Raw genomic sequence first — 12758 nt, 5'->3', positions numbered from 1 at the left:
CTAGAGGCTGCGCGCCCAGTCCCGCACCTCGTCGACATAGAGATCCGGCTCTTCCATCGCCGCGAAATGGCCGCCGCGCGGCATGTCGGTCCAGCGGACGATGTTGTAGGCCCGTTCGGCGAAGGAGCGCGGCGGCGCCCGATAAAGCGGCTCGCCGGGGAAGTTGGCGAAGGCCGTCGGCGTCTCGCACCGCTCGCCCGGCTGGAAGGCGAGGCCGCCTTCCTCCACCAGGCCGCGGTAATACCAAGCGCCGGTCGCGAAGCTGTCGGTCATCACATAGAGCATGATGTTGGTGAGCAGCCGGTCCTTGCCGTAGGCTTCGTCCAGGCCCTTCGTCGACAGGTCCGACCAGTCGTGGAATCGCTCGACGATCCAGGCGGCCTGGCCCACCGGATTGCCCGCGCCCATCCAAGCGATCGACTGCGGCTTGGAGACCTGCAGGCGGAAATAGGCGCCCATGATGTCCATCATCCCCGCCTGGCGCTGGGCCCAGCCGATCTCCGCCTCGCCCTGTGGCCCGCCGTGCGGGCGAAAGCCCAGCATGTTGAGATGGATGGCGTGCACGTGGGCGGCGTGGTCGCGGCCAAGCCAGGAGGTGACCATGGCCCCCCAATCGCCGCCCTGGGCCAGGTAGGTCTGGTAGCCCAGCGCATCCGTCATCAGGGTGTTGAACAGGCGCGCGGTGGTGCGCTGTCCCACTGGCCGTGTGGGCTTCGATGAGAAGCCGAAGCCGGGCAGGGAAGGGACGATCAGGTCGAAGGCGTCGGAGGCCTGGCCGCCGAAGCGGCTGGGGAAGGCCAGCTTCTCGATCGCGCCCCAGAACTCGTAGTGCGAGCCCGGCCAGCCGTGGGTGACCATGAGGGGGCGGCTGCCGTTCGCTTCGCCAACGACGTGCAGGAAGTGCAGGTCGAAGTCCTCCACCCGCGCGGTGAACTGCGGGAAGCGGTTGAGGTCGGCCACCGCGGCGCGCCAGTCGTAGGCGCCGGTCCAGTGGTCGCAGAGACCCCGCAGCCAGGCGCCGTCGCAGCCATAGGCCCAGCCGTCGGGGACCTGCGGGCTCGGCGGCCAGGGATAGGCTCGCACGCGATCCAGGACGACCTCGACCTCGGCCTCGCCCCAGCTCACCTCAAACGGCTTGATCGTCGACATGTCGCGCCTCCCGGACGGGGAGGAGACTTCAGGCCTGCCGCCGGGGCGGTCAAGCCGCGGGACGCCGCTCGATCTGCATCTTCAGGCCACCGTCCGGCGAAAGCGTGATGCGCGCGGCGAGCTTCACCTCCTGCGGTGTCTTGAGGCGCGGGCGGAAGCGCTGGGCCAGGGTGGCCAGGATCAAAGTCGCCTCGGTCATGGCCAGCCCCATGCCGATGCAGATCCTGGGTCCCGCCCCGAACGGCAGATAGGCGAAGCGCGGCCGGCCTTCGCTGCGTTGCGGCGCGAAGCGGTCGGGGTCGAACCGTTCGGGTTCCTCCCAAAGGGTGCGGTGGCGGTGCAGCACCCAGGTCGAGATCATGATGCGGTCGCCGGCCGCCACCTTCACGCCGCAGATCTCGTCGTCCGCGGCGGCCCGGCGGCCGGTGACGGCGGGCGCGGGCGGATAGAGCCGCATGGACTCTTCGATGACCTGGCGGGTGTAGGGCAGGTTCGGCGCGTCCTCGGCGGTAGGCGGGCGGTCGCCCAGCACGGCGTCGAGCTCGGCGTGCAGGCGCGCCTCCACCTCCGGGTGCTGCGAGAGCAGGTACCAGGTGAAGGTCATGGCGACGGCGGTGGTCTCGTGGCCGGCCTCGAAGATGGTGATGATCTCGTCGCGGACTTCCTGGGCGCTGAGCCCCGCGCCGTCCTCGGGGTCCTTGGCGGCGACCAGGCGTGTGAGCAGGTCGTTGGGCGCGTTCGCGAGGTTCTTCTCGCGCTCGGTGATCATCCGGTAGATCGCGCCGTCCATGGCGCTGAAGTCCTCATGCAGCGCTGCCCGTTTGGCCTTCAGCCGCATTGGCCCGATGAGCGGCAGGAGGTCGAGGAGGCCGAAATTGAGCGCATCGCGGGTGAAGCCGAGCGCCGTGCCCGCCAGGCTGACCAGCTCGCTGGCGTCCGACGAGAACATGGTCTCGCAGATGATCGCCAGCGTCAGCGCCTTCATCTCCTCGGCCATGTCGATGTCGGCGCCGTCGGGCAGGGCCGACCAGCGCTGCGTGAAGGCCTGCGACGCGGCGGCCATGGCCGGGGCGTAGGACGCCACGCTGCGCGGATCGAAGGCCGGCGCCATGATCTTGCGGTGGCGGCGCCACATGGCGGGTTCGGCGCTCAGCAGGCCTTCCCCGAACATGGCGGTGAAGAACCGGTTGGAGAGCTCCTCCTTCGGATAGTTGACGACGTTGTCCAGCAGCACCCGGCGCACGCCCTCGGGGTCGTGCACCATGACTGTCGTCCCGAACGCCGACTTCGCCTGATAGATCGGCTGCTCGAAGATCACCCGCGGCAGGGTCTCGAAGGCGTTGCCGCCGCCGCTCAGCTGCTTGAGCAGCGAGGGTGACTTCTCCGGCGGCGGCGCCAGGCCAGCCATCCGGTGAGGGTTTGGCATTGAAACGTCCGACATGACCTGAACTCCGCCGGGTCAAAAATATACATGATGTATTTTCTACATTCTGTATATTCGGCGACATGTCAATGGCGGCCGAGACCCAACGCAAGACAGGCGGCAAACGCGAACGCACCCGCGCGGCGCTGATCGCGGCGACCCTCGATGTAGTGGCGGTGAAGGGCTTCGCGGGCGCCAGCCTCGACGCGATCGCCGCGCGCGCCGGCATGACCCGCGGCGCGATCTATTCCAACTTCGCAGGCCGCGGCGAGTTGCTGCTGGCCGCCATGGGTGCGAAGGGCCTGACCCTGTCGCCGGTCTACACCCCCGGCGCGCCTTTACGGGTGCAGCTTCGCGCCATGGCGGACGCCCTGGTCGAGGCCCTGCCGCGGGCTCGTGGAGAGGCCAAGTTCCTCGCGGAATTCCAGCTCTACGCCTTGGCCGATCCGGATCTGCGCAACGATCTCGCCCGCGGCTACGCCACCGCCTTCGGCCAGATGGCCGATCACCTGGTCCAGCACCACCGCGCCGAACTGGCCCTGCCGCCGCGGCAGCTGGCGGTCATCCTTCAGTCCCTGGCCATGGGCTTGGTGTGCCAGTACCTGCTCACCCCCGAGGAGGTGACGGAGAACGTCATCATCGCGGCCGTGGAGGCCATGGCCGATGGCGTGGTGCGGCCGGCCGTGGCGCCCTAGCAGGCCGCTCAGTCCTGCGGCCGCACGCCCCGCGTCAGGGCCGCATCAAGGCTCTGGAACAGCTGCTGGCTGCCTCCCGGCGGCAGCATGCCGGCCAGGTCCAGGATCACCGCCCCGTGGACCGCGGCCCAGAACATCAGGCCGATCTGTTGTAGATCGCCCTCCATCAGCCCTTCCTTGAGGGCGTCCTCCACATGGGCGGTCATGGTCTTGCGCGCGCGCAGACCGGCGGCCACCAGTTCGGGGTACTTTTCCGTGTTCGGCTGGTTGAAGTCGAACATCAGCTTGTAGGCGTGCGGGTTCGACAGCGCGAACTCCACATAGGCCTTGCCCACGGCCGAGCCGACCGCCCGCGCGCCGACCACTGAGGCCCGCGCCGTTTCCAACGCTTCGGCGAAGCGGCTGAAGCCGTTGGCCCGCACCGCGGCCAGGATGTCGTCTTTGTCCTCGAAGTAGCGGTAGGGGGTCATCGGCGAGACGCCGAGCTCGGCGGCCAGCTGGCGCATGGTCACCGCGTCGGGTCCACGCTCGGCGAACAGCCGCTCGGCGGCCTCGCAAAGCCGCTCTCGGAAATCGGCGACATCGGTTTCGGACAGGACGCGGGGCATGGGCGACTCAGGTTTGCACGAAAAGGCTTGCAGAACGCTACTTTTTACGAAATAAATTTACATCGTAAGCTATAAGGGAGAGATCCGATGGACGGCAACGTGCGTATCAACCCCTACTTGGCCGGGAATTTCGCGCCTGTCAGGAGCGAAGACGACTTCGACCTGGACGTGCGCGGAGAGATCCCGGCGGGCCTGCGCGGGGCGCTGTTCCGTATCGGTCCCAATCCGCAATTCGAGCCCCGCGACCCCGAGCATCACCACTGGTTCGGCGGCGACGGAATGGTCCATGGCTTCTACGTCGCGGACGGCAAGGTCTCCTACCGCAACCGCTACGTCCGCACACCGAAGTGGGAGCTGGAGCACGAGCATGGCCGGGCCCTGTTCGGCTCCATGGGCAACCCGATGACCAGCGATCCGCTCACCGCGGGGAATGAGGGCGGCGTCGCCAACACCAACATCCTGTTTCACGCGGGCAAGCTGCTGGCGCTGGAGGAGGCCCATCATCCGTTCGAGATGGATGTTCGTACGCTGGAATCCAAGGGCTATGTCCGCCCTTACAAAGGCCGCGTCACCGCCCACCCGAAGATCGATCCGGCGACCGGCGAGATGATCTGGTTCGGCTATAGCGTCGGTGACATGCCGCTGTCGGCCGGGATGAGCTATGGCGTCACCGCCGCGGACGGGACTGTGGTCCGCCGCGACGATTTCCAGGCGCCGTTCTCGTCCATGGTCCATGACTTCATGACCACCGAGAACCACGTTTTATTCCCGGTCCTGCCGCTGACCGGCAGCCTGGAACGGGCGATGAAGGGCCTGCCGCCCTTCGCCTGGGAGCCGGACAAGGGCAGCCACGTGGGCGTCATGCGCCGCGACGGCGACGTGTCCTCGATCCGCTGGTTCAACACCGAGGCCTGCTACGTCTTCCACCCGCTGAACAGCTGGGAAGAGGGCGACAAGATCTTCTGCGACGTCATGCGCTACAATGTGGCCCCGCTGTTCCCGAACGCCGACGGCTCCCCCGGCGACAAGGCCGCCGCGCGCCTGGTGCGTTGGACCTTCGACCTGGCGTCCAATTCCGACGCCATCAAGGAAGAGACCCTCGACGACATCGACGGCGAGTTCCCGCGCGTCGACCCGCGCGTCGAGACCCGCAAGCATCGGCACGGCTGGTACGGCGCTGACCCCGCGGGCTCGAAAACCGTGCGACTGAACGCTATCGCCCACCTGGACCTCACGACCGGCAAGCGGCAGGTCTACCAACTCGACGGCGGCGACGCGACCTCCGAGCCGGTGTTCACGCCGCGCTCAGCGGACGCTCCGGAAGGCGACGGCTGGGTCACCGCGGTGGTCTACCGCGCCGGCGAGGACCGCAGCGACCTGCTGGTGTTCGAAGCCCAGGACATCGCGGCCGGTCCTATAGCGGTGGCGAGGATGCCGAGGCGCGTGCCCTTCGGCTTCCACGGCAACTGGGTGAACCTCTAGTCGTCGCAGGGGCAGTCGTCGTCGTCTTCGCAATCGATCTCTTCGACGAGGCGGGTCGACTGCCAGAGCTCGACGCTCGGCGCGCCCTCGTCGCAGAGCGTTTCGGCCTGATCGATGGCGGCGGCGTCGTCGGGCGCCTCCAGCCATTGGCCGTCCAAGATGCGGTGGTGATCGTCCAGGCGGTAGGCGCGGTAGGCAGGCATCTGAACCCCCATGCTGACGCTGAGGAAAACGAGCGGCGCCGTGATCGGTTGCGTCGAACCGTCCGCGGCGTAGAACCGCGCTCGCATGAGCGACTTCCACGCCTTCGTCGAAGAGCTGTTCGCGGGCTTCGGGCCGGTGCGCTTCCGGCGCATGTTCGGCGTCACGGGCCTGTTCGCCGATGAGCTGATCTTCGGCCTCATCGACGAGGACACGATCTACCTCAAGGCCGACGAGGCGCTGAAGGCGGAGCTGGAAGCCGAGGGCTCCGTCGCCTGGGTCTACCGTTTTGTCGCCGAACCGCGGGCGATCGGCGCCTACTGGCGCCTGCCGGAGGCGGCGCTCGACGATCCGGACGAGGCGGCCGCCTGGGCCCGCAAGGCGCTCGCCGTGGCCGAAGCCAAGGCGGCGCAGAAACGGCCGAAACGCGCGCGCTAGACCAGAGCGCCGTGGCAGTGCTTGAACTTCTTGCCAGAGCCGCAGGGGCAGGCGGCGTTGCGGCCGGTGTTCTCCCAGCCTTCCGGCAGGGCGGTGACCGGCAGAGCCTGGCGCTGTTCGGCGTTCAGGCCGTCAGGCAGGGCGCCCATCTGCGCGGCGTTCTCCCCGGTCAGGGGGTCGAGGTGGACCTCCTGGAAGCGGCCCGGCGGCGGCGAGGGCGGCGCCTCGAACTGGAACTCCACCGTCATCAGCCAGCGGGTGACGTTCTGGCGCAGGTCGGTCAGCAGGGTCTCGAACAGGCTGAAGGCTTCGGTCTTGTACTCGTTCAGCGGGTCACGTTGGCCGTAGCCGCGCAGGCCGATGACGTTGCGCAGATGGTCGAGGTGCATCAGGTGCTCGCGCCACTGCAGGTCGATCATCTGCAGGACGAAGCTCTTTTCCACCGTGCGCATGTGGTCGCCCACCTGGACGTCGCGCTCGGCGGCGCGGGCGTCGGCGGCCTTGATGATCCGCTGCTCGATCTCCTCGTTGGCGATGCCGTCCTCGGCCGCCCATTCCTTCAGCGGCAGCTCCAGGCCGAAATAGCCGCGCACGTGCTCGTCCAGGCCTTCGATGTCCCACTGCTCGGCGTAGGCCTTGGGCGGCAGGAAGCGGCGGACGAAGTCCTCGATGGTGTCGTTGCGCATCTCGGCGACCACGTCGGAGATGTCGGTGGAGGCCATGAACTCGGCGCGCTGTTCGAACACGGCCTTCCGCTGGTCGTTCACGACGTCGTCGTATTTCAGCAGGTTCTTGCGAATCTCGTAGTTGCGCTGCTCGACGCGCTTCTGGGCGGTGGCGATGGCGCTGTTCAGCCACTTGTGGGTGATCGCTTCGCCTTCCTGGACGCCGAAGGTGCGCATGATCGAGTCCAGCCGCTCGCCGGCGAAGATGCGCAGCAGGTCGTCTTCGCAGGAGAGGAAGAACTTCGAGTGGCCCGGGTCGCCCTGGCGGCCGGTGCGGCCGCGCAGCTGGTTGTCGATGCGGCGGCTCTCGTGGCGTTCGGTGCCGAGCACGAAGAGGCCGCCGGCGGCCAGCGCCTGGGCCTTCTTGCCGGCGATCTCGCCCTCGATCCGCGCCTTGTGCTCAAGCGCCATCTCCGGCGTGACCTCGACGCCGAGCGCGCGCTGTTCGTCGCGCCAGGCCATCACCTTCATGTCGACGTTGCCGCCGAGCTGGATGTCGGTGCCGCGGCCGGCCATGTTGGTGGCGATGGTCACCGCGCCGGGCACGCCGGCGTCGGCGACGATGGCGGCTTCCTGCTCGTGGTAGCGGGCGTTCAGGACGTTGTGCGGGACGCCGGTCTGCTTCTTGCCGTCGATCTCGAACTTGTGGGCCTTGAGCATCTCAGAGAGCTGCTCGGACTTCTCGATGGAGACCGTGCCCACCAGGATCGGCTGGCCGCGGCGGTAGCAGTCCTCGATCAGGCTGATGATCGCCACATGCTTCTCGGCGGACGTGCGGTAGACCTCGTCGTCGTCGTCGATGCGGATCACCGGCCGGTTGGTCGGGATCTCGGCCACGTCCATCTTGTAGATGTCGAGGAATTCCTGCGCCTCGGTCGAGGCCGTGCCGGTCATGCCCGACAGCTTTGAATAGAGGCGGAAGTAGTTCTGGATGGTCACCGAGGCCAGAGTCTGGTTCTCGGGCTGGATGACGGCGCCTTCCTTGGCCTCGATCGCCTGGTGCAGGCCTTCCGACAGCCGGCGGCCGTGCATCATGCGGCCGGTGAACTCATCGATCAGGATCACCTCGCCGGCGCGGACGATGTAGTCCTTGTCCAGCTGATAGAGGACGTTGGCGCGCAGCGCCTGGTTCACGTGGTGCACCGCCGAGACGTTGGCGGCGTCGTAGAGACCGGCGGTGTCGGGGGCCAGGTGGCCGCCCGTCATCAGCATCTCCTCGATCGTCTCCGAGCCCTCTTCGGTCAGGATCACCTGCCGCTGCTTCTCGTCGAAATCGTAGGTGGTCGGGTCCTTGATCAGCTCTTTCACGAGCAGGTCGATGGTCTTGTAGAACTCGCTGCGGTCCTCGGTGGGGCCGGAGATGATCAGCGGGGTGCGCGCCTCGTCGATCAGGATCGAGTCGACCTCATCGACGATCGCGAAGTTGTGGCCGCGCTGGACCATCTCGCCGGCCTCATAGACCAGGTTGTCGCGCAGATAGTCGAAGCCGAACTCGTTGTTGGTGCCGTAGGTGATGTCAGAGTTGTAGGCCTCCTGGCGCTGGGTCTGGCTGAGGCCGTGGACGATGACGCCCACCTCCATGCCGAGGAAGCGGTAGATCTGGCCCATCCACTCGGCGTCGCGTTGCGCCAGGTAGTCGTTGACCGTGATCACGTGCACGCCCTTGCCGGCGAGCGCGTTCAGATAGACCGGCGCGGTGCCGACCAGGGTCTTGCCTTCCCCGGTCCGCATCTCGGCGATGCCGCCCTGATGCAGCACCATGCCGCCCACCAGCTGCACGTCGTAGTGGCGCTGGCCCAGCACCCGCAGCGCGGCCTCGCGCACCACCGCGAAGGCTTCGTCCATCAGGTCGTCGAGGGTCGCGCCCTTGGCCAGGCGCTCGCGGAATTCGGCGGTCTTGGCGCGGAGATCGGCGTCGGAGAGCGCCTTCATCTGAGGTTCGAGCGCGGTGATCTTGGCGGCCCGCGCCATCATCGACTTGACCTTGCGGTCGTTGGAAGAGCCGAAGAATTGCTGGAAGATGCTCAAGGGGAAGGTCCGGTTGATGCGGTGGGCGCGGCTGTTGCCCGTCGCCTGCCGGGAAAACTTGCTCTTTCGAAGGCGCGGGAGACTTAAGCAGCGACCCCCCTGGTGTCAACGCGACGCGTTCTCCCGGTCCCTCCTCTTTAGGGGAGGGTGGACGAGGCGAAGCCTCGGACGGGTGGGGATCTCAGGGCCAGGACTCCGAAGTCAGAGCTTGAACGCGATTCCCCCACCCTGGCCGCTGGCGCGGCCTATCCCTCCCCTAAAGAGGAGGGATGGAGTCCTACATCACCTCGAACAGTCCCGCCGCGCCCATGCCGCCGCCGATGCACATCGAGACCACGACGTTCTTGGCCCCGCGGCGCTTGCCTTCCTGCAGGACGTGGCCGGCCAGGCGCGCGCCGGTCATGCCGAAGGGGTGGCCGATGGCGATGGAGCCGCCGTTGACGTTGTACTTCTCCGGGTCGATGCCCAGCTTGTCGCGGCTGTAGAGGCACTGCGAGGCAAAGGCCTCGTTCAACTCCCACAGGTCGATGTCGTCGACCTTCAGGCCGTGGCGTTCCAGCAGGCGCGGGATGGCGAACACCGGGCCGATGCCCATCTCGTCCGGCTGGCAACCGGCGACCGCCCAGCCCTTGAAGACGCCCATAGGCGACAGGCCCCGGCGCTCGGCTTCCTTGCGCTCCATGATCACCACGGCGGCCGAGCCGTCGGAGAGCTGCGAGGCGTTGCCGGCGGTGATGTATTTGCCGGGACCCTTTACCGGCTCCAGCTTCGCCAGACCCTCGGCGGTGGTGTCGGGGCGGTTGCACTCGTCCTTGTTGACCACGTAGTCGACGATGGTCTCTTCCTTCGTCTCCTTGTTGACGACCTTCATCTTGGTCTTCATCGGGACGATCTCGTCGGCGAACTTGTTGGCCTGCTGGGCGGCGGCCATGCGGCGCTGGCTCTCCAGCGAATATTCATCCTGGTATTCGCGGCTGAGCTTGTAGCGCTCGGCGACGATGTCGGCGGTGTCGATCATCGGCATGAAGATCGCCGGATACATCTTGGTCAGTTCCGGATCGAAGTTGTCCTTGCCCGCGCCCATGTTGGGCATGGAGATGGTCTCCACGCCGCCGGCCACCACCACGTCGGCGCCGTCGTTGCGCACATAGTTGGCGGCCATGCCGATGGTCTGGAGGCCCGAGGAGCAGAAGCGGTTCACCGTCACGCCGGAGGTGGTGATCGGCAGGCCGGCCAGCAGGCCCGCCTGGCGCGCCATGTTGCCGCCGCCGTGGGCCACATTGCCCATGAACACGTCCTCGACGGCCTCCGCCTCGATGCCGGCCTTGGCCACGGCGTGCTTCACCGAGTGGGCGGCGATCGAGACGGTCGGGGTGATGTTGAATCCGCCGCGGACGGACTTGGCCAGGCCGGTGCGGGCGTAAGAGACAATGACGGCTTCGCGCATTTTAAATGATCCTTCCCAAATATTGGCCTCTCGGCGCCTCTTGGGTTCGGGGCGCGCGGGTCGGGGCAACCTTTGCATCCCGGGATGTAAATGGCTAGGCACGGGCGGCGTCCTTTGGGTGCGCCGGCTGTCCGTTTTTAGGGATGATCCGCATGGCCGAAGACCGCGCCTTCCGCACCGCCGCCTGGGTTGGACTGGCGCTGGCCGCGGCGCTTAGCCTGGCCGCTTGCGGCAAGGGCGGCAACGCCGAGCATGCGCCCGAACGCGGCGATCAGGCGGCGGCGAAGGTCGACGGCCAGACGATCTGGTCCTCCGACGTCAAGCGCGAGGCGGTGGCCCAGGGCCTGATCGGTGAGGGCGAGCCGCTGGACGTCTCCTCGGACCTGTTCCGCCGGGTGCTGGACGAGGTGGTCGACCAGCGCCTGCTGGCCGGTGAGGCGGTGCGCCGCAAGCTGGACAAGGACCCGATCGCCCAGCGCCGCATGACCGCCGCCCGCGACCGGGTGCTGGGCGACATGCTGGTGGAGAGCGTGGTCTCCGATGCGGTCAACGACAACGCCGTGCGCGGCCTCTACCAGGAGCAGCTGAAGCTCGCGAAGCGCTCCGAGGAGATCCACGCCCGCCAGATCGTGCTGCCCAACGCCGCCGAGGCCGACGCGGTGCGCAAGCTCCTGGCGACCGGCGCCTCGTTCGAGCAACTGGCCATGGAGAAGTCCACCGATGCGGCGACCCGCTTCAACGGCGGCGACCTGGGCTACTTCACTATCGACGTCATGCCAGAGGCCTATGGCGCGGCGCTGAAGACCGCCAAGCCCGGTCAGATCGTCGGGCCCTTCGCGGTCGAGGGCGGCTTCGCCCTGGTGAAGGTCGAGGACCGCCGCGTGGAGCAGCCGATCACGCTGGAGGTCGCGCGGCCGCAGATCGTGCGCTTCCTGACCTACGACCAGATCCGCGATCTCTTGGAGAAGCTGCGCGGCCGCGCGAAGGTCCAGGTGATGGTCAAGACCGACGCGCCCAGCCAGGCGATCCCGCCCGCCGATGCGCCGAAGACCGGGGTCTCACCCGCCATCCTGCCGCCGGCCGCTGCGCCGGCGCCGCCCGCCAAGGGGGCCAAGAAATGACCAAGAAGCCCACCCCGTCTTCAAAGACCGCCAAGGCCCTGGAGGCGGCGGCACGCCCCGTCGAGGCCGTCGGCCATACCCTGGAGCGCGCCTTCAAACAGGCCGCCAAGCAGGCGCAGCACTTCTCGACGCCGGCTCCCAAGTCGACGGCGGCCAAGCCCGCCAAAGCGGCGCTGCCCGTCTCTCCCCTGGCCGTGAAGTTCCCCAAGATGCCGCCGATCGCCGGCGTGCAGATGGCGACCGCCCGGGCCGGCTTCTACAAGCACGAGCGCGACGATCTGCTGGTGATGAGCTTCCCCGACGGGGCCAGCTGCGCCGGGGTGTTCACTCGCCATGGCGTGGGCTCGGCGCCCGTCGACTGGTGCAAGCGCCACCTGGAGATGACCCAGGGCGAGGGCGTGCGCGCCCTGGTGGTCAACGCCGGCTGCGCCAACTCCTTCACCGGCCGTCCGGGCGCCGACGCGGTGCGCCGCGTCTGCTCGGCGGCCGGCAAGCGCTTCGACTGCCGCCAGCGCGATGTGATGGTCGCCTCCACCGGGGTGATCGGGGTGTTGCTGGACGACGCGAAGATCGTCCACCGCCTGCCGGATATCGAACACAGGCTCGCCGAGGACGGCTGGGCCAACGCCGCCCACGCCATCATGACCACCGACACCTTCCCCAAGGGCGCCCATGCGACCGCCGACATCGATGGGGTGAAGGTGAAGATCAGCGGGATCTGCAAGGGCTCCGGCATGATCGCGCCGGACATGGCGACCATGCTGGCCTTCGTGGTCACCGACGCGGCGATCTCGCCCGCCGCCCTGCAGAACCTTTGCAGCCTCTACACCCGCAACACCTTCAACGCGGTGACGGTGGACGGCGACCGCTCGACCAACGACACGCTCCTGCTGTTCGCCACCGGCAAATCGGGCGCGCCGAGGATCAGCCGGGCCGGCGACCGCCGTCTGGCCGACTTCCGCGACAAGCTGGAGCACGTGCTGATGGACCTCGCCCAACAGCTGGTCCGCGATGGCGAGGGCGCCACCAAGTTCATCAAGGTCACCGTCACCGGCGCCGAGAGCCACGCCTCGGCCCGCAAGATCGCCCGCACCATCTGCGAGAGCCCGCTGGTCAAGACCGCCTTCGCCGGCGAGGACGCCAACTGGGGCCGCATCGTCATGGCGGTGGGCCGCGCCGACGAACCGGTGGACCGCGATAGCATCAGTGTGAAATTCGGGCCCCTGGTCGCCGCGCAGGACGGCTTGGTCTCGCCCACCTACGACGAGGCCAAGATGAGCGCCTACATGAAGAAGAAGGAGCTCGAGGTCAGCGTCGACGTCGGCATGGGACGCGGCTCAGCCAGCATCTGGACCTGCGACCTCACCAAACGCTACGTCGAGATCAACGGCGACTATCGGAGCTAGCGCCGCGCCCCGGTCCTTCCGCCAGCAGCCTTGAC

11 protein-coding genes are annotated in these 12758 nt (G+C 67.7%); 5 read left to right on the top strand and 6 right to left on the bottom strand.

Annotation, left to right across the window (positions count from 1 at the left end; all coding sequences use genetic code 11):
- Both VHS75_RS00645 and VHS75_RS00640 read right to left on the bottom strand, forming a co-directional pair.
- A complete protein-coding gene (locus tag VHS75_RS00645; protein WP_329636668.1) occupies nt 1–1149 on the bottom strand; it encodes an epoxide hydrolase family protein in 1149 nt (382 codons plus the stop codon).
- Nucleotides 1150–1198: 49 nt separating this feature from the next.
- Nucleotides 1199–2590, bottom strand: coding sequence for a cytochrome P450 (locus tag VHS75_RS00640; protein ID WP_329636667.1), 1392 nt, complete (start codon nt 2588–2590; stop codon nt 1199–1201).
- A gap of 71 nt (nt 2591–2661) precedes the next feature.
- Between VHS75_RS00640 and VHS75_RS00635 the strand changes: the two genes are divergently transcribed.
- On the top strand, nt 2662–3267 hold the full coding sequence (locus tag VHS75_RS00635; RefSeq protein ID WP_329636666.1) for a TetR/AcrR family transcriptional regulator: 606 nt from the start codon (nt 2662–2664) through the stop codon (nt 3265–3267).
- Nucleotides 3268–3275: 8 nt separating this feature from the next.
- Here the strand turns inward: VHS75_RS00635 and VHS75_RS00630 are convergent, their stop codons facing one another.
- Nucleotides 3276–3875 (bottom strand): TetR/AcrR family transcriptional regulator, encoded by a 600-nt coding sequence (locus VHS75_RS00630; RefSeq protein ID WP_329636665.1) that lies wholly within the window; start codon nt 3873–3875, stop codon nt 3276–3278.
- Nucleotides 3876–3962: 87 nt separating this feature from the next.
- Here VHS75_RS00630 and VHS75_RS00625 point away from each other — a divergent pair, with 87 nt between their 5' ends.
- Nucleotides 3963–5357 (top strand): carotenoid oxygenase family protein, encoded by a 1395-nt coding sequence (locus tag VHS75_RS00625; protein ID WP_329636664.1) that lies wholly within the window; start codon nt 3963–3965, stop codon nt 5355–5357.
- On the opposite strand, the gene VHS75_RS00620 is transcribed toward VHS75_RS00625, so the two are convergent.
- Nucleotides 5354–5647, bottom strand: a complete 294-nt coding sequence (locus VHS75_RS00620; RefSeq protein WP_329636663.1) for a hypothetical protein — start codon at nt 5645–5647, stop codon at nt 5354–5356. The two genes, VHS75_RS00625 and VHS75_RS00620, sit on opposite strands and share 4 nt — an antisense overlap.
- Here VHS75_RS00620 and VHS75_RS00615 point away from each other — a divergent pair.
- A complete protein-coding gene (locus VHS75_RS00615; protein WP_329636662.1) occupies nt 5646–5996 on the top strand; it encodes a TfoX/Sxy family protein in 351 nt (116 codons plus the stop codon). The two genes, VHS75_RS00620 and VHS75_RS00615, sit on opposite strands and share 2 nt — an antisense overlap.
- Here the strand turns inward: VHS75_RS00615 and secA are convergent.
- Nucleotides 5993–8695 carry a preprotein translocase subunit SecA gene (gene secA / locus VHS75_RS00610; protein ID WP_414694235.1) on the bottom strand — a complete coding sequence of 901 codons (2703 nt, stop codon included), beginning with the start codon at nt 8693–8695 and terminating at the stop codon, nt 5993–5995. The genes VHS75_RS00615 and secA overlap by 4 nt on opposite strands.
- 331 nt (nt 8696–9026) lie before the next feature.
- A complete protein-coding gene (locus VHS75_RS00605; protein ID WP_329636660.1) occupies nt 9027–10196 on the bottom strand; it encodes an acetyl-CoA C-acyltransferase in 1170 nt (389 codons plus the stop codon).
- A 152-nt stretch (nt 10197–10348) separates the two neighbouring features.
- Between VHS75_RS00605 and VHS75_RS00600 the strand changes: the two genes are divergently transcribed.
- Both VHS75_RS00600 and argJ read left to right on the top strand, forming a co-directional pair.
- Nucleotides 10349–11317 carry a peptidylprolyl isomerase gene (locus tag VHS75_RS00600; RefSeq protein ID WP_329636659.1) on the top strand — a complete coding sequence of 323 codons (969 nt, stop codon included), beginning with the start codon at nt 10349–10351 and terminating at the stop codon, nt 11315–11317.
- Nucleotides 11314–12723: a bifunctional glutamate N-acetyltransferase/amino-acid acetyltransferase ArgJ gene (gene argJ, locus VHS75_RS00595; RefSeq protein ID WP_329636658.1), complete on the top strand. Its 1410-nt coding sequence runs from the start codon at nt 11314–11316 to the stop codon at nt 12721–12723. The genes VHS75_RS00600 and argJ overlap by 4 nt, the downstream gene beginning before the upstream one ends.
- The last annotated feature ends 35 nt before the right edge of the window (nt 12724–12758 follow it).

Origin of the sequence: Phenylobacterium sp. (assembly GCF_036264965.1) — a bacterium.
GTDB lineage: Bacteria > Pseudomonadota > Alphaproteobacteria > Caulobacterales > Caulobacteraceae > Phenylobacterium.
Note: the sequence above shows the minus strand (reverse complement) of the source record. Positions and strands in the feature narration are given on the sequence as shown.